Annotated in this window: 13 protein-coding genes; 10 read left to right on the plus strand and 3 right to left on the minus strand. The window is 51.1% G+C overall.

Annotated features, from left to right (window positions below; translation table 11 throughout):
- Nucleotides 1-191 precede the first annotated feature (191 nt).
- The 9 genes from LQ777_RS21155 (at nt 192) to LQ777_RS21195 (ending at nt 12658) form a co-directional block, all read left to right on the plus strand.
- Nucleotides 192-1151 carry a UTP--glucose-1-phosphate uridylyltransferase gene (locus LQ777_RS21155; protein WP_232559926.1) on the plus strand — a complete coding sequence of 320 codons (960 nt, stop codon included), beginning with the start codon at nt 192-194 and terminating at the stop codon, nt 1149-1151.
- 65 nt (nt 1152-1216) lie between these two features.
- Nucleotides 1217-4564, plus strand: coding sequence for a UTP--glucose-1-phosphate uridylyltransferase (locus tag LQ777_RS21160; protein WP_232559927.1), 3348 nt, complete (start codon nt 1217-1219; stop codon nt 4562-4564).
- Between the two features lie 219 nt (nt 4565-4783).
- Complete coding sequence (nhaA, locus tag LQ777_RS21165; protein WP_232559928.1) at nt 4784-5947, plus strand: Na+/H+ antiporter NhaA; 1164 nt, start codon at nt 4784-4786, stop codon at nt 5945-5947.
- Between the two features lie 206 nt (nt 5948-6153).
- Entirely contained in the window at nt 6154-7158 is a 1005-nt protein-coding gene (locus LQ777_RS21170; protein ID WP_232559929.1) for an ABC transporter transmembrane domain-containing protein, read from the plus strand.
- A complete protein-coding gene (locus tag LQ777_RS21175) occupies nt 7151-8503 on the plus strand; it encodes an HlyD family secretion protein (protein WP_232559930.1) in 1353 nt (450 codons plus the stop codon). The genes LQ777_RS21170 and LQ777_RS21175 overlap by 8 nt, the downstream gene beginning before the upstream one ends.
- On the plus strand, nt 8500-10062 hold the full coding sequence (locus tag LQ777_RS21180; RefSeq protein ID WP_232559931.1) for a TolC family protein: 1563 nt from the start codon (nt 8500-8502) through the stop codon (nt 10060-10062). Before LQ777_RS21175 ends, LQ777_RS21180 begins: the two co-directional genes overlap by 4 nt.
- Nucleotides 10063-10403: 341 nt before the next feature.
- Nucleotides 10404-11492, plus strand: coding sequence for an NAD(P)-dependent alcohol dehydrogenase (locus tag LQ777_RS21185; RefSeq protein WP_280059683.1), 1089 nt, complete (start codon nt 10404-10406; stop codon nt 11490-11492).
- A 74-nt stretch (nt 11493-11566) separates the two neighbouring features.
- Nucleotides 11567-12064: a DUF4126 family protein gene (locus tag LQ777_RS21190; protein ID WP_232559932.1), complete on the plus strand. Its 498-nt coding sequence runs from the start codon at nt 11567-11569 to the stop codon at nt 12062-12064.
- A gap of 108 nt (nt 12065-12172) precedes the next feature.
- On the plus strand, nt 12173-12658 hold the full coding sequence (locus tag LQ777_RS21195; RefSeq protein WP_232559933.1) for an FKBP-type peptidyl-prolyl cis-trans isomerase: 486 nt from the start codon (nt 12173-12175) through the stop codon (nt 12656-12658).
- 80 nt (nt 12659-12738) lie between these two features.
- Here the strand turns inward: LQ777_RS21195 and LQ777_RS21200 are convergent, their stop codons facing one another.
- Both LQ777_RS21200 and LQ777_RS21205 read right to left on the minus strand, forming a co-directional pair.
- Nucleotides 12739-13161: a hypothetical protein gene (locus LQ777_RS21200; protein ID WP_232559934.1), complete on the minus strand. Its 423-nt coding sequence runs from the start codon at nt 13159-13161 to the stop codon at nt 12739-12741.
- Between the two features lie 13 nt (nt 13162-13174).
- On the minus strand, nt 13175-15175 hold the full coding sequence (locus tag LQ777_RS21205) for a T9SS type B sorting domain-containing protein (protein ID WP_232559935.1): 2001 nt from the start codon (nt 15173-15175) through the stop codon (nt 13175-13177).
- Between the two features lie 206 nt (nt 15176-15381).
- Here LQ777_RS21205 and LQ777_RS21210 point away from each other — a divergent pair, with 206 nt between their 5' ends.
- Nucleotides 15382-16674 carry a bifunctional 3,4-dihydroxy-2-butanone-4-phosphate synthase/GTP cyclohydrolase II gene (locus tag LQ777_RS21210; protein WP_232559936.1) on the plus strand — a complete coding sequence of 431 codons (1293 nt, stop codon included), beginning with the start codon at nt 15382-15384 and terminating at the stop codon, nt 16672-16674.
- 57 nt (nt 16675-16731) lie between these two features.
- Here the strand turns inward: LQ777_RS21210 and LQ777_RS21215 are convergent, their stop codons facing one another.
- A complete protein-coding gene (locus tag LQ777_RS21215; protein WP_232559937.1) occupies nt 16732-20376 on the minus strand; it encodes a putative LPS assembly protein LptD in 3645 nt (1214 codons plus the stop codon).
- Between the last annotated feature and the right edge of the window lie 56 nt (nt 20377-20432).

Here is a 20432-nt window from a genome sequence, read left to right on the forward strand (position 1 = left end):
CGAACTAGCTTTCGATGGTTACCGAAATGGCAATATGATTAATACCTACTATGTGGCCTAATATCTTGGAATACAGTCACATATCCTATCTAAAAAGCCGTTCGTGCAATCACGGTTGTTCGTATGGCTAGGCGTGGATTTGGGCAAATTACAGATATCCCGTTATCTTCGATGGCGAATAGTCTCTACAAATGAAAGTAAGAAAAGCAGTTATCACCGCAGCAGCGCGCGGAGAACGGTTATATCCGGTAGCCGATACGATACAGAAGGCCATGCTCCCCGTTATCGATATCGATGGTTTGCACAAGCCAGTTATTCAAGCCATTGCCGAAGAGGCTTTTCTAAGCGGCATTGAAGAAATCTGCGTCGTCTGCGCCCCCGGCGATGGAGAACGCTACATCAATGCCTTCACGTCGTTGCGCGACAATCTGGTTAAGTCATTCAAGAACGTAGACTGGGCTCGTGAGGAAGCCGAAAAAATCGATAACCTTATCAGTCGTACACAGTTCACCGAACAGCAGGAACCGCTGGGCTACGGCCATGCCGTTCATTGTGCTAAAGACTTCGTGAACAGCGAGCCATTCCTGTTGCTGTTAGGCGATTATCTGTACATTTCTAACCTCACCAGCAAACGTTGCGCTGCCCAACTGATCGAGTTGGCTACGCAGGAAAACTGTTCGGTGTCTGCCGTCAATCCTACAATCGAACACCTAATCGGTCGCTACGGCACGCTAACGGGCAAGCACGTTCCCAACATGCCCGGCGTTTATCAGATCGAAAAAATTATTGAAAAGCCGTCCCTGAGCGTGGCCGAACTGGAACTGCAAACACCCGGTCTGCGCGTGGGTTATTACCTCTGCTTCTTCGGGATGCACGTCTTTACGCCGACGGTTTTCGATATTCTTCAGAAACAGATCGCGCAGGGAAGCACCAATGTTCTGCTTACGCCTACGTTACAGGAACTGGCCGAAACCGAAAAATACCTGGCGCTTGAAGTACAGGGTAACCGCTATGATCTGAGCGGACGCCAGGGTCTACTACGGGCGCAAATGGCTTTAGGACTGGCGGGTGTCGCTCACGACGAAACACTAACGTCGATGGTAGAGCTTCTGGCCGAAACCAATACGCGTAAGGCAAAACTGGTTCAGTAGCCGTTGACCGCCAATTTCCATCTCCAACAAGCCAAGGCGTCTACCCGCTTATAAAAGAAGGCCACATGAATGTTTTCATCGAAACAATAACCTCCACTGATCCCACTACACGAAACCGATCCTTTTTTGAGTTAAGCCGCAATTTATCCGCCAATAATCTACTAAACGCCCTGCGTGAACTGGACGACTTTCGAAAGTCCACGCCGAACTTATACGATAAAGTTAGAGCGATTCTCTTTTTATACGCTGGTTTCCGCTTTTTCCTGATGGAAGCCAAAGAGACGCCCAGTATTGGCAAAATCCCCTACGCGGGTTTCGAGGATTTATTGGCTCGCCGGTTCGAGCAGGCAATTGCGACATTCTTGCAGGATCTGGATCGGCAAGGCCCCAGCGCTCCATTGTTCAGTGCGCTGGCGGATAGCTACCATCATCTGTCTTTCCAGATTCTAGCCGATCAGGTTCGGAAAAGCGTTCGCTCGAGCAAAGGCAATCAGTGGATGTTCCGCGTTGGCCATCAGGACGAACACCCCATCCGTATTCATCCCAAGTTGCTCCAACGGGCGGAAAATTCTCTTTTCTATCCTGTTCTGCACGAGCAAACCTCCGTTCGGATGGATTTGACGCACAGCGGCTGGTCGGATATTTTCTTTCTGGGAATGGATTACCCCGAAGGTGCTCGGGTCATCAATATTTCCATTGACCTCGGCGTATTCGGGCGCGACAAAGACATTCGTCCGCCCCTGCATTGCTACGTCCGCGTTATTTCGGAGCCGGTCCTGCGCCTGACCAGCGTTGACCTGAACACAACGAAAGACGTTCATGATCTAGCCGACCTGTTCAATTTTGGAAACGATTACCTCAGTCTGGTGAAAGCCGGGGTTATCGCGTCGGGCCTGATTCCACCCTCGTTTGAAGGAACCAATCAGTCGCTGGCTGCTATTCTGGCCCGGATTGTCGCTCCTGGCATGGGTATCGAACTCGTCACGAAGGTCAACGACATTCCGAAAGGATCACGGTTTGCGGTTTCGACCAACCTGCTGGGTTCCATCATTAGTCTGCTGATGCGGGCTTCTGGACAGACGCGCAATCTGGAAGGCGGTCTGGAAGAAAGTGAACGCCGACTGGTCGCATCACGCGCCATTCTAGGCGAGTGGATTGGTGGTTCGGGGGGCGGCTGGCAGGACTCCGGCGGTGTTTGGCCAGGCATCAAAGCCATTCAGGGTACGTTCGCGCAGGAAGGCGATCCCGAATTTGGTATCAGCCGGGGTACGTTGCTCCCTCGTCACCGCGTCTTGCAGGGCGACGATGTGCATCCCGACATTGAGCAAAAAATCATGAACTCGCTGGTGCTGATGCACGGCGGTATGGCGTCTAACGTCGGCCCGATTCTGGAAATGGTTTCCGAGAAATACCTGCTCCGGGGTGATAAAGAATGGGCCGCCCGTCAGCAAACAAACCAGATTTTCGATAACATCCTGGGTGCTATCAAAGAAGGCGACATCAAGAAGCTGGGTGCCAACACCGCCCGCAACTGGGAATATCCAATCAAGACGATTATTCCCTGGGCGTCTACGTACTTTACCGAACAGCTCATCGCCAAAGCCAAAAAGCAATTCGGCGATGACTATTATGGCTTCCTGATGCTTGGCGGTATGTCGGGTGGCGGTATGGGAATGTTTGTTAATCCCGATCACTACGAAGACTACAAGATGCGGGTGCTGGACATTCTTCGGACAACCAAGAATGAACTCTCCGATTCGCTACCCTTTGCGGTGGAGCCTGTGGTCTACAACTGGACGATCAACAAAAAAGGCACCTGGTCTACCCTGCATGAAGGTAATGATGCCCTGATGCCGGAACAGTATTACGGTATTCACGTGTCAGAACTGGTGCGCAAAGATCCTAGCTCAATTCCGTACGTCCGCCGGGCCGAAATCGATTATTTTACGACCTACTGCGAGCAGAATAACCAGGCGTATCCGCTGTTGCGTACCATCGTCAGTAATCTGTTTAAGGTATCGGACCCTACCTCACAGGGTAATCGTAGCGCCGAAAACGAGAAAGCTGACCGGATTAAGAAAGAAAACGGTTTCGACTTCATTCAGCACGAAGAGATTCGGGAGGAATTGCAAAAAGGCCGAATTGGATTGGCCCGTAACCGCCTGCCCGTTGAAACCTTAATTGAGGATGTTCTCCCCGAAGAAATTGCCCAGCTCGATGCGTTAACGGCTTTGGCCAGCGCGGGTGAAGAAGCCATCCGATCCGGAAAGGTAGCCGTACTAAGCCTAGGGGCGGGTATAGGAAGCCGCTGGACAAAAGGAGCCGGTGTGATTAAAACCATCAATCCGTTTGTCGAGATTGAGGGGGTACACCGAAGCTTTCTGGAAATTCACATGGCCAAATCGCGGAAAGTGGCCGAGCGGTATGGCGCTACGATTCCTCATGTCGTGGCGACCAGCTATCTGACCCACGAACCGATTCGAAAAAAGCTGGAACAAACCCGCAACTTCGGTTATCCGGGTCCTACCTTCCTGTCACCGGGGCGTTCCATCGGCCAGCGGTTTGTGCCGACCGAGCGCGATCTGCGGTTTATGTGGGAAGAGATGCCTCAGGAAACGCTCGATGAGAACAAGCAAAAAGTGCGGGACGCGGTGCGGCAAGCGATGATCGGCTGGGCTAAGTCGAAAGGCGAAGGCTCCGATTACGTCGATAACATCGCTGGCCAACGGTTTTCTCCGCTGGGTCACTGGTATGAGTTGTCGAACCTATTGCGGAATGGTACACTGGCGAAGCTCCTTGCCGACCACCCGCAGGTAGAAACGCTGATGCTTCATAATATTGATACACTCGGTGCGGACGTTGATCCGGTGGCGCTGGGGTATCACCTCGAATCAGGCAACGTACTCTCGTTTGAGGTTGTCCCGCGTCGGATCGAAGACCGTGGGGGTGGACTGGCTCGGGTCAATGGCCATATCCGCCTACTCGAAGGCTTGGCTCAGCCCCGCGAAGAAGACGAGTTGAATCTGAGCTACTACAATTCAAATACGACCTGGATTCAGATTGATCCGCTGCTCCAACTGTTTGGATTGACACGCGAGGATCTACAGGCAGGCGATGAAGCGCAACTTGCCAAAGCGGTACGTAGCGTTGCGCACCGCATTCCTACGTATGTCACCATCAAGGATGTGAAATACCGCTGGGGACACGGGCAGGAAGACATTTATCCCGTGGCGCAGATCGAAAAACTGTGGAGCGACATGTCGGCACTGACCGATGTTAAATGTGGCTATATTGTAGTGCCCAGATTCCGGGGACAGCAGTTAAAAGATCCCGCTCAATTGGATTCGTGGGTTACTGACGGTAGTAAAGACTACGTTAGCTCCCTGTGTACGTTCACCGAAGTTCAGTCGTAACAGTCAAAAGTTTCGATAGGGCGTAACCCGTATAAGCGGCTTTGAACAGAAGTCACGCATACGGGTTACGCCCGCTTTATTTTCTTCAGGCGTTTCTAGCCTGCAATGTGCCATTGTTTTTCTGGGCAAAGCAATTATCCAAGTACCAAGCCCGCACCACAGAGCCGTTTAAAGCCATCCCTTTTCACGTTCTTTGCAGCTTATTAACGTACATTGCGCGTGAAGGAACGTGTATCCCGGCATTTTCGTCTCTTTTTCAAATCCGAATCATCGAGTGGTAGTGTCCTTTTCGGCTGTGTTATCGCGTCGTTAGCACTGGCAAATTCGCCGTTGGGTAGTGCATTCGAGAGGATTCTGGCGCAGGAAATTGGCTTTATTACGACGCACCTGGCGCTTAGGTACCCCATTCTGCTCTGGATCAACGACGGCCTGATGGCTGTTTTCTTTTTGATGGTCGGCCTCGAAATCAAGCGGGAAGTAGTACAGGGCGAACTGGCTTCGTTCAGAAAAGCCGCCTTGCCCGTTCTAGCTGCGCTAGGCGGGGTTACTGTTCCGGCTATGATTTATTTATTAATCAATTCCGGCACTACTACAGCGGGCGGCTGGGGTATTCCCATGGCTACCGATATTGCTTTTGCCTTGGCTATTATCCGGTTACTGGGCAACAAAGTCCCGGCTTCGTTAAAAATCTTTCTGTCGGCGCTGGCTATTACCGACGACCTGGCGGCTATTCTGGTAATCGCTATTTTTTATTCTGCCGATATCCATGGTTTGTACCTGGCCTATGCAGGAGTTATTCTGTTGCTATTGCTGACGTTTAATCGTCTGGGTGTAACAAATCTTGCCTTTTATCTGCTACCGGGCATGGTGATGTGGTACTTCATCCATCATTCGGGTATTCACGCTACGATCGCTGGCGTAGCTACGGCTTTTACCATACCAATTACACAGCAAGCAGCCAAATCTCCCCTGGAAAAGCTGGAACGTGCGCTGCTAAGACCAGTCAACTTTTTTATTATTCCTCTCTTCGCGCTGGCAAATACCACTATTCGTTTCGAACAGGGCATGATCGAGGGCCTTACGACACCGCTGGGAATAGGCATTGTACTGGGTTTACTGATCGGAAAACCGTTGGGCATTTTTTTATTCTCCTTTTTATCGGTGAGAACAAACCTGTGTGAACTACCCACAGGAGCGCATTGGAAACACCTTGCAGGAGTAGGAATCCTGGGTGGTATTGGATTTACTATGTCGATTTTTATAACGTTTCTGTCCTTCGCCGACCAGCCTCAATTGCAGACAGCCGCCAAATTTGCCGTGCTTACTGGCTCCGTTTTATCGGGCGGCATAGGCTATTTTTCCTTGCTGGTGATATCAAAATAATAAACTTGCTGAGCATAATCCTTAGTTTATTATACTCACCGATCAACAACTTTTTTCTTGATAATTAGTTACTTACACCAGAAGTGAATTCTTAACAAATCTTAAAAACAGCTCTTCGTTTAGCGGCAACAAACCAAAATTCGATTTCTTACGTTAGGCTTTTAATAGGTTTTTAATCCCGTTTTAATGTTAACACTTTTGTAAGTATGGCGGTTAGTACACACCTACAGCCCCCACCAACGCCCCTCCAGCGTTTGTACAGGCTATTAGGAACCGAACGAAAAGATATTGTCTACACTCTTTTGTTTGCAATCATTACCGGCCTCATCGGCCTTACCTTACCCCTTGGCATTCAAGCTGTCTTCAATCTGGCGTCAAGTGGTATGTTATTCAGTTCCATTTATGTCCTGATTGGTTTAGTAATCGTAGGCGTGCTGGCCGGAGGAATCCTTACCATCGTTCAGCTAACACTGGTCGAAATTATTCAACAGCGTATATTCGTCAAAGCGGCTTTTGAGGTTACCTACCGTTTACCCCGTATCAAACCGGAGGCTATGGATGATTACTACCCGCCCGAGCTGATGAACCGCTTTTTCGACGTTGTGACCCTTCAGAAAGGCATGTCGAAGGTATTGATCGATATGCCAGCGGCTGCGGTGCAGATTCTGTTCGGGATTCTTCTGCTTTCGTTTTACCATCCCGTTTTTATTGGTTTTGGCTTCGTTACCATCCTGATTTTGTACGCCGTCATCCGGTTGTTTGGGCCAGAAGGTACGCGAACCAGCATCAAAGAATCGAGTGATAAATACAAGGTGGTAGACTGGCTGGAGAAGTATTCGCTACACCTGGCCGAACATGGCGAATTCGACAACGAGGAAAAACCCATCGATCAGATCGACAAGCGACTCGCTAATTACATTCACCACCGTAATGATCATTTCCGCGTATTAAAGCGCTTTTATTACAGCTCTGTCGCCTTCCGGACCCTTGTTACGGGCGGTTTGCTGATTCTGGGTACGTCGTTGGTTGTTAGCCGCCAGATGTCTCTGGGACAGTTTGTGGCGTCCGAGTTGGTTATTGTCCTTGTTACCGGAGCCGTTGACAAGCTGACGTCCAGCATCGATACGGTGTTTGACATGCTGGCGGGTGTTGAAAAAATTGGTATGATTACCGACTTACCTTTAGAAACTGACGCAACAACACATGCTTAACATATCTAATCAGCAGATAGATGAGCAGATGTTTGCTGAGCATCCGCTCAAAACCTTACAGGATTTACCAAAGCCCAAAGGTGGCCGCAGACTAGGCCGCTGGATGTTGTTCTTTTTATTCATCACGTTTATCGTTCTGCTGCTGCCCTGGCGTCAGAATGTCGACGGTACAGGAACCGTTACGGCGCTGACACCACAGGACCGACCCCAATCGTTACAAAACGCCATTGCTGGCCGGATCGAACGATGGGCGGCTCAGGAGGGCCAGTACGTCAAAAAAGGCGATACCATTCTGGTTATTTCGGAGATCAAAGACGAGTATTTCGACCCGAATCTTCCGCAGCGGCTACGGGAACAATTAGCGGCTAAACAAGGCTCCCGCATTGCTACCGATGCCAAGATCGACGCACTCGACGGGCAGATGCGGGCATTAGGAGTTGGGGTAAAGGCCGATCTGGCCGCTGCTCGCAACAAGGTACGGCAAAGCCAGTTACAGGTTCGCATTGATAGTGCTGACCTGGTGGCAATCCAGCGCAATTACCAAATTGCCGTTTCCCGGCTTGAACGCTACGAAAAAGGCTATCAGGATGGGTTATTTTCGCTTACCGATCTGGAATCACGACGGATTACCCTTCAGCAGGATTACGCCAAAGTGATCATGCAGGAAAATAAGCTCAACGTAACCCGCCAGTCGCTGACCAACGCTCGAATCAACCTGGATCTGATTCAGGCGAAATACGAGCAGGAGATCGCCAAAACTATGTCGGATCGTAGTTCGGCCGTTTCAAGTCAGGCCAGTGCTAACAACGAGATCGCCGTTATGCGGAATAAGATCAGCAACGTGGCCGTTCGCCGTGGTTTGTACATCATCCGGGCTCCTCAAAACGGCTACATCGTGCGGGCGCTCAAAGCGGGTATCGGCGAAACAATCAAAGAAGGCGAATCGATTGCTACACTACAGCCCGATAAGCCAACCATTGCGGTCGAATTGTACGTGCGGGCAATGGACGTTCCACTTATTCAGCGGGGTCGTATGGTCCGGCTACAATTTGACGGATGGCCCGCTATTCAGTTTTCGGGCTGGCCGGCAGTAGCAGTCGGTACGTTCGGCGGTAAAGTGGTTGTTATCGACGCGGTCAGCAGTAACAACGGCAAGTACCGTTTGCTGGTCAGACCGGAGCAGTTACCCAACGACCAGCCCTGGCCTTCGCAGCTCCGCGTTGGTTCGGGTGTTATTGGCTGGGTGATGCTCGATAACGTACCAGTATGGTATGAGATCTGGCGTCAGCTCAACGGCTTTCCGCCAAACCTGAAGCAAGAACCAGAAAAGACCGAAAAACTATGAGATCACTCATTTTGCTTTTCGGGTTCTGGGGGCTACTTCTCTGGACAGGACCGGTGTTTGGGCAAACGCCCGCGCCGGTCTCTCCCATTACTCGTGAGCCTGTAATTCCGGTATCGTCCAACGCTTTGTCCAGAACGGCAATCAGCGCGTCGGGTTCGACATCGCTAGCAGCAGCTACCACCCCTGACTCGCTGATTGTTTTTACAGCCGATGAGTTTTACCAGGCGGTTTTGCAGCATAACCCTATCGTTAAACAGGCAGCATTGCTGGGTCTGGAAGCACAGGCGCAGGTTCAACAGGCGCGTGGCGCTTTCGACCCAAGAATTTTTTCGGATTATAGCCGGAAGCATTTTGGCAATACCCTCTACTACGACAAATGGCAGTCGGGTTTACTGGTTCCGGTGTTGCCGGGCGGTCTTGACCTCAAATTGGGATACGACCGAAACACCGGCGACTATCTGAATCCGGAAAACGTGGTGCCACCCACGGGTCTGCTGGCACTGGGCGTAAAGGTTCCGGTTTCGCAGGGTCTGTTTATCGACGCCCGCCGGAATGCACTTCGGCAGGCTCGGCTAGCGGTCAACCTTGCCGAAGCGGATCGTATTTCGCTGATCAACAAGACATTGCTGGATGCAGCCAAAGCGTACTGGGACTGGTATCTAGCCTATCAGCAATTCCGTTGGGTCGAGCGAGGGTACCAATTGGCCCAAACTCGCTTTGTAGCCGTTCGGCAACGGGCGTTGATCGGTGATGCCGCAGCCATTGACACGACCGAAGCCCTGATTACAGCCCAGGACAGACAGGTTCAGCTGCAACAGGCCGGTGTCGATTTACAAAACAGCCGGTTAATGCTGAGTACGTTTTTGTGGAGTAGTCGGGATAGTGCGGTGCCCCAACCCGTTGATCTACCGCTTGCCGTTATTCCGCAGGCCGCTCCGCCCGATCAGGCGAGTCAGCTACAGATTCAGGATTTGCTTAGCCGGGCCGCTCAGCAGCATCCGGATTTGATCAAGCTAGCGAACAAGCAGCAGCAGTTGACAATTGAAGAGCGATACCGTCGGGCATTGCTATTGCCCAAGGTAAGTCTGGAAGCTAGTCTTCTTAGCCGTGGTCCTCTTCCGGAAGGCAATGGCGACGGCTCTACGTACTACGGCGTTCAACCGAGCAACCATAAAATTGGCGTCGATCTGGCGTTTCCGTTGTTTCTGCGCGCTGAACGGGGTAAACTCCGGCAGGTACAGCTTAAGAACCAGCAAACGGGACTTGAACGGCAGCAGACAGGACGGGATATTGTAAACGAAGTACAGAGCTACTGGAATGACCTCGTCACACTGGAACAGCAGATTGCTACACAGCAGCAGACAATGAGGAATCAGCAAGTTCTGGTCCGCGCCGAAGTCGAAAAATTTCAGATGGGTGAGAGTTCTTTGTTTCTGGTCAACAGCCGGGAATCAAAGCTTATTGATCTGCAAATAAAGCTGGAAGAACTACGCTCCAAACACCAGAAAGCCCTCGCGAACTTATGGTACGCAGCAGGCTCCAATGTTGGGGTCCGGTAAACGCTTTATATAGGGTCGGTACAGTTGATTATCTTCTTTTCCCGTTGGCTAGACAACTTTACAGTCGGCCAGCGGGATTTTTTTGTTGTTTATGAGATCAAGCCAAAACTAACTGATCAGTCAGCAAGTATCCTCACCTAAAGAACTACCACCAGTCTATCGAATTCCTAAACTAATTGATTACACTGTCGTTATAAGCCTTGTTCTGTTCGCCTGTTTGACCACTGCCTTATCTGACAGATAACTCGTTCAATTAACCAAATCAGGACATACCCGAGCGAGAATCCATCTAGAAAAGCAAGTAGGTTGACGGGCCAAACCAAATCAATGACAGCAAATTCATGAATACCATCAAAACAAAAGCGTACGGGGCGAAAGCATCGCTTATTGATCGAATGAGCACCTTGTCGCGCATGGACATCGAGCGCGTGGCACCCCAATCGGACGAGGTACTGATTGATGTTTTATACTGTGGCGTCTGCCACTCTGACTTGCACCAGGTGCGCAACGATTGGAGCAACACGGTTTATCCCTGCATTCCAGGTCATGAGGTCGTTGGTCGGGTGACGGAAGCGGGTAGCGGGGTTACCAAATTCAAAGTAGGCGATATAGTGGGCGTCGGCTGTATGATCGACTCCTGCGGAAAATGCTCTTCCTGCACCGAGGGCGAAGAACAATATTGCGAAGGACCAGTAAGCTGGACGGCCACCTACAACGGTTATATGAAACCCGATGGCAGTGGATACAATACGTTCGGTGGATACTCAACCGACATTGTCGTCAAAGAGTCATTTGTACTTAGTATTCCTGATTCGCTTGATGTCAAAGCCGTGGCTCCAATTATGTGCGCGGGTGTAACAACTTACTCTCCCCTGCGGCATTGGCAGGTGAAAGAGGGTAGCAAAGTAGGTGTAGCGGGTTTGGGCGGACTGGGACACATGGCGGTTAAGCTGGCGAAAGCTATGGGTGCGGAAGTAACAGTATTGACCACCGACAAAGATAAACGCGAGGCTGCCGAAGCGCTGGGCGCTCACCAGGTTATTCTTTCTGACGATAAAGAAGCAATGACCGAAAATGAGTTATCGCTCGACTTGATCCTGATCACAATCCCCGACAAGTTCGACGTTAACCCATACGTAAGCTTGCTCAAGCGGGACGGCAGCATCGTAACCGTTGGGCTGTTAGGACCGTACAAAAGTCCGACCAACAACATGGAGATCGCTATGCACCGTCGGTCGGTATCGGGTTCGTTGATCGGTAGTATCAAAGAAACACAGGAGGTACTCGATTTCTGCGCCGAGCATTCAATTCTGCCCGATGTCGAGATGATCCCAATGCAGGATATAAACAAAGCATACGAACGGATGATGGACGAAGAAGTCCGTTTCCGGTACGTTATCGATATGGATTCCTTGAAAAACGAAAACTAATCCGATCACTGTTCGCATCGTCAGTCACTGACTGCTGACACGATGCTCAACACTTACTCAACGAATTAAAACGTATGGCTACTTCTTTTTTGCGGTCCTTCCAGATTGGCCTGATTGCCGGGATGCGCGCTATGTCGGCTCCGGCCTTATTGAGTCACAAGCTTGAACGGACAATACCAACCAAACAACCCCAAAAACCGATTCATTATCTGGCCCAACCGCCGGTATCGCTGACGCTGAAAGTACTGGCGGGCGCGGAAATCATGGGAGATAAAATTCCGCATGGCCCGAACCGAACATCACCCCCTCAATTTATCGCCCGCGTTGCCTCGGGAGCCACCTGTGGCGCTTTTGTCAGCGAAGTTGAAGGCGAATCGGCTCCGCTGGGGGCTGTGGCCGGCGGATTGGGAGCCGTAGTAAGCACGTTGCTGTTTTTCCAGCTGCGCCGGTGGCTCGACCACGACCTGGGCTTACCCGACGCCGTTGGGGCAGTCGCTGAAGATGCGTTGGCGGTAGGGCTTGGCTGGCAAGTCGTCAATGGGATTCAACCCAAAATGAAACCGACTACCTAGCAGACTTGTGGCTTTTTATAAAAACGAGCGTGGACGATACAGAGCGTCCACGCTCGTTTCGTTTATAAAAGCGCTGGCCTATTCCGCAAAGTCGCCTAACTTGCCTGCATGATACGCACACTTAAGCAATATAGTCTTGCCGGACTCTCGCTAATCTGGCTTATGAGCAGTTGTCAGTCCGCCGATGGCCCCTGCGACGCCACGGCGGTTACCATCAGCGCTCCGCAAAGCGAAACGACTGCCCTTAAACAATATATCGATTCAAACCATATCAAGGCCACTGCGGATAAGCGAGGTTTTTATTATACCATCCAGTCGCCGGGGAGCGGAGCCAAGCCAACCGTATGCGACAACGTAACGGTCAACTACAAAGGTCAGCTCACCAACGGTAGTACGTTCGACAGTGGTGATGACGTTAGTTTTGGCTTGAATCAACTGATTGTCGGCTGGCAGGAAGGGATTCCCTTGGTGGCACCCGGTGGCAGCCTTACCCTGTATCTGCCTCCTAGTTTAGCCTATGGCTCTCAGGAGCAATCGGGTATTCCAGCGAATTCAATCCTGATCTTCAAAATTGACCTAATCAAAATTAATTAAGGACGGGCGCTGTCGGTTATGGCTAGCCGACAGCCTAAAGACATTGTTCCTGGTCAACCCATTCCAAGTCGTTGTACGCGTTACCGGGCAGCCGACCAAACAAATCGTCGCTCTTGGGTGGGGTCCCAGTTGTTCAGACTCACGCCAAGTCGGTTGACCAATGCGGCTTGGAGTAACAAGCTAAACGCTACGTGATACGTAGTCAGTGCATCACCACTATTCTTAGCAATTACCTGAATAACGATCTGACCGTTGGGATTGTAGCAGAAGGCTTTTAGCAAAAAGTAGAAATCATCATTGGGTTTGTCTTCGCCTAGTTCGAAAACGGCATAATCGTAGAAGTGCCGGGGAAAATCGATTAGCTGCCGACCGAATTCCTTGAAGCCGTCAATGGCGTACAAAGGCACGGTGACCTTACAGCTACCGCTATCGATTGACAGCTCGAAGTAATCGCACTCTGCTTCGTCATTACTAAAGTTTGACACAACAAATTCGGCTGCCATCACTTCCGGCCCTTTAGCGAATCAAAAGCAGCGCGCCTGTCTTGAGCGTTTTATGATCGGTATCGTCAATAACTTCGACCTGATACATGTATTGCCCCGCAGCGGCTTGCTGCCCATTGATGGTTCCATCCCAACCCTTTGTCCGATCCGTTGTGCTGTAAATGACCTCGCCCCATCGACTATAAATCGTTAGCCGGAATCGGTCGAAATAAAGCCCTTTCACCATGAACGTGTCGTTGTTTCCATCGCCGTTGGGCGTAAAGGCGTCGGGTACAAAAATCTTAGGATCGCGCCGTAACGTGAAGAAATTAGAATAGCTGGGCACTCCACCACTGGATAGCGCAATGACCCGGTACCGTTGCGTTTGTATAGATGGATCGTTGGGGTCAGGCTCGTAGTGCGCATTGCCGCCCATGACGATTTCTTTTTTGGTATTGTTAACCGAATCGACAATCTCAAGCGTATAGCTGTACACATCGCCGGGCGCAAACGGCGATGCCGTTGTCCAGTCTACACCCGTTGCTGACTTTGACGACAGAAAGACCGTACAAACAGGAGCCGACAGGGGTGATGTCTGGCCGCACTTGTTTCGGTAAGAAAGCTGGTAACAGTAGGAAGCTGCCGATGGGTCAGCGCTTTGATCGGCAAATGTGTTACTGTTATCCACCGTGCCAACCTGCTGAAACGGCCCTGCCGAACTGCTGGCTCGACTAACAAGCATCGTGTAGCTGGAAGTGCGGGTAGAGGTCGGCATCGCAGCTACCAGATACGGGTGCCCATCCTGAATAGTGACGACAATATCACCTATACTTTCCAGCGCTTCTTCATTAATACCGTTAACACAAGACTGCGCTGACGTGATAATCGTTGGTCCAACGGTGGTTTCAAGCCGGTAGCAGTATTGAACCCCACACTCAATTTGACTCTTATCGGAATAGGTTGTTGTGTTTTGGTTCACCACATTACCAACCGGCGCATCATTCCGAAGAATTCGGTAGGACCGGAACGAGCTTGACGCGGAGGTAGAACCGGAGTAAGGTTGCCAGCTCAGGTCGTTTTGTTTGCTGGCGGCTTTCGCATTGAGCACCAGGCTACAGACCTGCTCGGAGGGAGCACTCGTCGAGTTACTACAGGCATCCTGATAAATCAGTTGAAAACACTGAACCTGCTTCGTATCCGCTTGTACAGTAAAGGCTCCGGCTGTCCCGCTCTGGGGCGTGGTCACAAATACGCCGGAAGCATCTTTCTGCTGAAGCAGAATGTTTACGCCGGGAGTCGCCTGATACTTCAGTGATATAGTATTGTCATTGACGGTCGTCAGCGCCGTAATAACCGGCTGCGTTGTAGCAGAAAGCGGAGTAACGGGAAAGCTGGTTACTGATGAGCGGCAGGTAACCGGGGGATTATAAAGCCCCTGCACGGTTACTGTGTAGGTTACGTTGTTATTATACGTATGCGTTGGCTTTGCAACGAGTTCAGCGCGTGTTTTTTGCTCTCGCACGCCGTCACCCCAATATACTTCGTACCGGTCGTACTGACCCAAGGTTGTTTCATCAGGGACTAGTGTGGCTTTCCGTCCTAAACAGGATGTAACCGTAAACTTGACCGCTTCGTTGGGCAATACCGTTACTTCCTGACAATAAACCGTTCCTGTTCCGGCGCTTCCGCCACTACCCACTTGTATGATGGTGTATGAACCTGGCTTTGTATATGAATAGGTTGGAAGCGTCGAGGGGACCAATAATCCTTTTCCACCGTACTCGTAATTATAACCGGCATTCGATACGTTAGGACTTACCTTCGTTACTCTGACAAGTTCGCCCAGACAGATTTTCGATTTCTCTAATGTGAATCCACCCTCGGCTGCTCCGTTCCGGTTCAGGCAGTAGTTGTTGTTATCCGGCGTTTGCCCATTGGCGGTCCAAGCGATAATCAGAAAGAGGCTGGTCCAAAACGTAGCCAGCCAATCGGCTTTCCCCCTAATTCCAATCGGCCACATTCGTAAAACTCGCACAAGGGTAAAGATTTTTGTCAATGATATCTGCAAAATGGTTTCTAACGCTAGTAACGTTATAATGTACATTTTCGCATCTGGCGAAACGTATCTTTCTCAAAAACAGTTTGGATGTTAAAAGTACATAGTTTTTAGCATTTGACCCGTCGAAAGCGCTAAACTTGTCATCCAAATGCTAGTTCCGACTACACGCATCGACCAAACCAATGAGCAATAATAATACCAACGTCACCACAAACGAATCGCTGGACCAGCCCCAATCGGATGCCATTCGACTGGATCGTATCGAAGATGCTATCGCTGACATCAAAGCGGGTAAAATTGTACTGGTGGTAGACGACGAAGACCGTGAAAACGAAGGCGATATGATCTGCGCGGCTGAGATGATCACGCCCGAAATGGTCAACTTCATGATTCGCGAAGCACGCGGTCTCATGTGTGCTCCGCTGACTCAGGAGCGTTGCGAAGAGCTTGGCCTGGAAATGATGGTGACCAGTAACACGTCTGTTCACACGACGCCGTTTACTGTATCCGTTGATTTGCTGGGTAATGGGTGTACGACCGGTATTTCGGCCTCCGACCGCGCCAAAACCATTCGGGCGCTGGTCGATCCGGATACCAAACCGGATGATCTGGGACGACCGGGGCACATTTTCCCGTTGCGTTCGGTGGAAGGCGGAGTTATTCGCCGGGCTGGCCATACCGAAGCTGCCGTTGATCTGGCGCGCCTGGCCGGACTGTCGCCGGTAGGTGTCCTCATTGAAGTTCTCAACGAAGATGGCACGATGGCTCGCCTGCCGCAACTGCGCGTGATGGCCGACCGATTCGGCATGAAACTGATTAGCATCCAGGATCTGATCGAGTATCGGTTACGGACCGAAACACTGATTCGTCGCGAGATCGGTGTAGACTTACCGACCGAGTGGGGTCATTTTGATCTGATCGCTTATAAGCAAAGCAACACTGGTGATACACACTTAGCGCTGGTCAAAGGCAGCTGGGAACCCAACGAACCGGTATTGGTGCGCGTTCACTCATCCTGCGTTACGGGTGATATTTTTGGCTCCTGCCGTTGTGACTGTGGTCCGCAACTCCACGCGGCTATGAAAATGGTCGAAGCCGAAGGCAAAGGCATCGTTGTGTACATGTTTCAGGAAGGCCGGGGTATCGGATTGCTTAATAAGCTGAAAGCGTATAAGCTTCAGGAAATGGGGCGCGACACCGTTGAAGCCAATCTGGATCTGGGACTGCCAATGGACTCCCGCGACTACGGTATCGGCGCACAGATCTTACGCGATTTGGGCGTTCGGAAGCTACGGCTAATCTCGAATAACCCCAAAAAACGGGCGGGTTTGATGGGCTACGGCCTGGAAATTATGGACACCGTACCGATCGAGATTCCGGCAAATCCTCATAACGAGCGCTACCTACGTACCAAACGGGATAAAATGGGTCATACAATCATGAATGAACCCGTGAACGAAGAGCAGCCTTTGTAGTTTTAATTCGGGTCTATTATCGCTAACAAATTACCAGCGATGATAGACCCGAATCACTTACCGGCCATAGAACCCTCCATTATCGTAGAAGCTCCGGCGACGGCTCAATTTCAGCTCCTGAAGAATCGAAGAGCGTACGCGTAAGTCGAACGAATAGTTACCCGACCGAATGTTACTACCCGAATAAGGTGTCCAGTTAAACGCCATTTCCCAGCAGTGAAGATCGCGGTTTATACCAATGGTCGTTAGCGTTGGGCTGTTAAACTGGAAATCATATCCCGTGTTGAACGTAATCTTCCACTTGGGCGTCAGGCTCAAATCGCCCGTCAGTGTCAGTGCCTGAACAATCTGTGAAATCTCAGGGGTTAGCTTCGTTAATCCAAAGGTGTAGCTAACATTAAGCGACCAGGGAATTGTAAAATCGACGTACAAATCCGGGTTATTGTTGATTGCCTTCATTGTCGCGTCAGTCGCATTAGGACTGGATTTCTTTTTGTCCGCCTGTTTGGGAGCCAGCCGCGTACTGATGTACGCTTGCAGATTCGTTAGGCGCGCCAGTCCCTGCCCCGCCTGAAATGCGTACAACTTCGGCACCCGTTCGTATTGCTGATTGTCATAGCCAAGCGTCCGTAGCAGAAGTTGCGAATACGTATTCCCCGGAATGGCAGAGGCCCCTGAGGTAGCCGCGAGCAACGCATAGTAAGCCGCTCCACCGTAGGGCCGGGTTGCGTATGGATCGAATGAAGAAGAAAAGTTAAAGCTAACGTTCTTGAAAATCTGCGTATTGGCACTAACCGTAATCGGTGACAGGTTATAATCGGGAGCCAGCAGGTTGTAGCTCCCGTTGACGCTGATATTATCAAAAATCGGAATCTTCTTGAAATCCTGCCCGGTGGAGTCGCCACGGGTACGCACTTTCATTTCGAGCTGGTTCACAACCCCAAACGTTATAAAAGCCGACTGCGTACTGGCACTGGAACCACTGCCACCCAGACCCCGGAACACTGATAACGTCCGGCGGTATTCGGCCAAAGTGGTCAAGCTTCCCTGAGCAGGTAACGTCTGAAATAAACCAAACGCGGGATTGGTGAAATCGGGAACGTAGCTGAACGAAATCGACGGAGCGACGGTATGCCGAATGGCTTCAATCCGTTTTCCACGAATGAAATACGTCCCGTAGAAGCGGGTATTCATACTGACGTTGGCCGAGAAATTGTAGGACGGAAAAATACCGCGTAATGTGTCGATCCGAACCTTATTCCGATCCGATAAGTACAGACCGGTGGTCGGGTCTATAGCTAAGGTATTGTCGTACCCTAGGTACGTGTAATTAAGCTTCTTCGTATAAATGCTTCCCTGCAACGAAAAGCCCGGTGTGAGGTTGATATAGCGCAGCAGTTTGAAGTTCGGCAGCGAAATCGGAATGCTATAATTGGCCTGTATGGTCCGATTTTCCCAGATTCGGTTCAGGTTAGCCATGTTGAACGCAATCAGGTTTGGGTCAGTAACCACCTCTCCATTACGGATAGCGGTTGCCCGCGCAATACTATCCAGCACCCGCTGAACGGTACTGATCGCCGTTAGGTTGGTAAGAACCGGAAAGCCTAATCCACTCGTGTCAACCTGCGTCCGGATCGTGTTGCTAATGCCGATTGAGCCGCTAACATCCAATCCCACGCGGAAGCTCTCGTACCAGCGGCCCGTTCCCCCTTTGAGTGCAAACGGCGCAATCTGGTTAATACCAAAGTTGAAGTCAGACGATATATCGGTTTTACCGTTCTCGCGTACGTTTGTCACTCGATTGATTTGGCCAAACTGCTGGTTTACCCGAATGTTGGCTCCTGCCCGCGCATACTGTCCAAACTGGCGGCTGTACTGAACGGACGACCCAGCCACGTTAGAAATGTAGGCGTTCGTGCCGGTGCTTGAGTTAAACTGATTAAAGCTATTGCTGCTGACGTTAACATTCGCCGAGAAACTGCCCCGCCCACGCGGTACGGGCGAATGCGACCAGCTAAACGCAAAGTCATTACGGGGTGCTTGCTGTGACAAGTCCACGCGGTCGCCAGAGCGGTTTCGGTTGAATTGAATGTTCAGCCCACCACTATACCGATAGCGTTTGTTGTAAGCTGACGATAAACCCACTCCCCAGCTACCGCGTGAATAAATCTGTCCTTTGAATTGCAGACCCAGGTTTTCGTTCACGGCCCAGTAATAACCGCCATCGCGCAGGTAGTAGCCTCGTCCGTTAGGTTCCTCACCGTATTGCGGCACAATAATCCCCGACACGCCAATGTCTTTCTTCTTCGGGAATGGAAAGAAACCAAACGGAAGCCCAATCGGCAACGGTACCTGACTAATCGCCAGATTGAAAGGCCCCGCCACAACCTGCTTATTGTGGACAACTTTCAGTTTACTGGCATTGATGTGGAAGTGCGGAGTCGCCAGGTTACAGGTCGTGTAAATTGCTTTACCGATGTATAAGTTATCCTCGGCATCTTTCTTCACGTTCTGCCCACGGATATTCCCTTCCCCCTGCTGGGTAATAACCCCCTGGATTTTTCCTTTCTTAGACTTAAAATTATAGCGGATCTCTTTGGTATCGTATTTGCCCTCCCCATCCTGAAAAACAGGGCGACCAATCCATTTCTGAGACGTTGAATCGTACCGGCCTTTGGCGTACACTTCATTGGTCAGGTAGTTCAGGCGAATGTAATCCGCTTTCAGTGAGATCTCACCATACACGACGCTGGCATCACCAAACAATTCGACCGTCTGCCCGTCTGCCGCATAAATAGTAGAGTCTTTCGACTGGTATTTAACCGTCGTCGCGAACGAGTCGGCGTTCTGAAGCGAATCCGTCCGGGCGGTATCGTTGCTGGCAACTCGTGCAGAGTCTGAACCAACCACTGTCCGGCTTTCGGGACGAACGGTGTTGGGCGATACGATACCCGGCACCAGCTTCCCTCTGCCAGCCGGAGCCGTCTGCGAACGCGGAGTGGTTGTAACGGCGGTTGCTGTTCTTGACGCGGGCGTAGTCGTTACGCTGGTCGGCGTTCCCGCAGCTGGATTGTTGGACCGCGATGCCGGTGTGTTGCCCGACGGTGTTCCCGATGGCGAGTCTGCTACCCGTTGCGACGGAACGTCGGAGGTTGGCATACCGCCTTTGCCCGGCTGTTGGGGCAGCGGCTTTGCCTGAACGGCTGGCGCTGTTTTTGCAGACGATGGCCGTAGGGTATCTTTTCGGGCAGCTACGCGACTTTGCTGACGGATTTTTAACGAATCTTGTTTTGTTTTGGCCGTTCGAGCAGCGCGCGGACTCGTCTTGGGCGATGCCGTACTCGAACGCGGTTTCGTAGTCTGCGTAGAAATAGGTGTCGACGGATCGGGGCCGAGCCGGTTAGGAACCAAATAGGGGTCATTAAGCTCCCGTTCCAGATCGCTCATCGGCTGAGCGGTCTTGGTTGCCGTGCCTGTCGAAGGGCGCGTCGATTTGACCGCCGGGGCGGCTATGGTTTGTCCGTTGGGTGTGCTAACGCTGGGTACAGAATCCTTGGCCGAACGCGAACGTGTCGGCTGGCTCTGCCCCAGGCCGTTGATTGTCAGAAACGTCCCAATCAGACAGATTATGACTCGTATAAGCGGGGACCGTAAAATAAAGTGTGCTTTTTTGAGTTTTATCAAAAAAATTATATTTGCCATAATGGTGCTAAACCCATGGCTTACAAAGGTATTCACGAACAGTTATCCCGCTATTG

It is taken from the genome of Spirosoma oryzicola (assembly GCF_021233055.1).
In the GTDB taxonomy this organism is placed as follows: Bacteria; Bacteroidota; Bacteroidia; order Cytophagales; family Spirosomataceae; genus Spirosoma; species Spirosoma oryzicola.

Excerpts from the sequence above, each read along its gene's own strand:
- LQ777_RS21215 (WP_232559937.1), bottom strand. The coding sequence starts at position 20,376 with ATGGCAAATATAATTTTTTTGATAAAACTCAAAAAAGCACACTTTATT.
- LQ777_RS21160 (WP_232559927.1), top strand. The coding sequence starts at position 1,217 with ATGAATGTTTTCATCGAAACAATAACCTCCACTGATCCCACTACACGA.
- LQ777_RS21185 (WP_280059683.1), top strand. The coding sequence starts at position 10,404 with ATGAATACCATCAAAACAAAAGCGTACGGGGCGAAAGCATCGCTTATT.
- LQ777_RS21175 (WP_232559930.1), top strand. The coding sequence starts at position 7,151 with ATGCTTAACATATCTAATCAGCAGATAGATGAGCAGATGTTTGCTGAG.
- LQ777_RS21170 (WP_232559929.1), top strand. The coding sequence starts at position 6,154 with ATGGCGGTTAGTACACACCTACAGCCCCCACCAACGCCCCTCCAGCGT.
- LQ777_RS21155 (WP_232559926.1), top strand. The coding sequence starts at position 192 with ATGAAAGTAAGAAAAGCAGTTATCACCGCAGCAGCGCGCGGAGAACGG.
- LQ777_RS21210 (WP_232559936.1), top strand. The coding sequence starts at position 15,382 with ATGAGCAATAATAATACCAACGTCACCACAAACGAATCGCTGGACCAG.
- LQ777_RS21180 (WP_232559931.1), top strand. The coding sequence starts at position 8,500 with ATGAGATCACTCATTTTGCTTTTCGGGTTCTGGGGGCTACTTCTCTGG.
- LQ777_RS21190 (WP_232559932.1), top strand. The coding sequence starts at position 11,567 with ATGGCTACTTCTTTTTTGCGGTCCTTCCAGATTGGCCTGATTGCCGGG.
- LQ777_RS21200 (WP_232559934.1), bottom strand. The coding sequence starts at position 13,161 with ATGGCAGCCGAATTTGTTGTGTCAAACTTTAGTAATGACGAAGCAGAG.
- LQ777_RS21195 (WP_232559933.1), top strand. The coding sequence starts at position 12,173 with ATGATACGCACACTTAAGCAATATAGTCTTGCCGGACTCTCGCTAATC.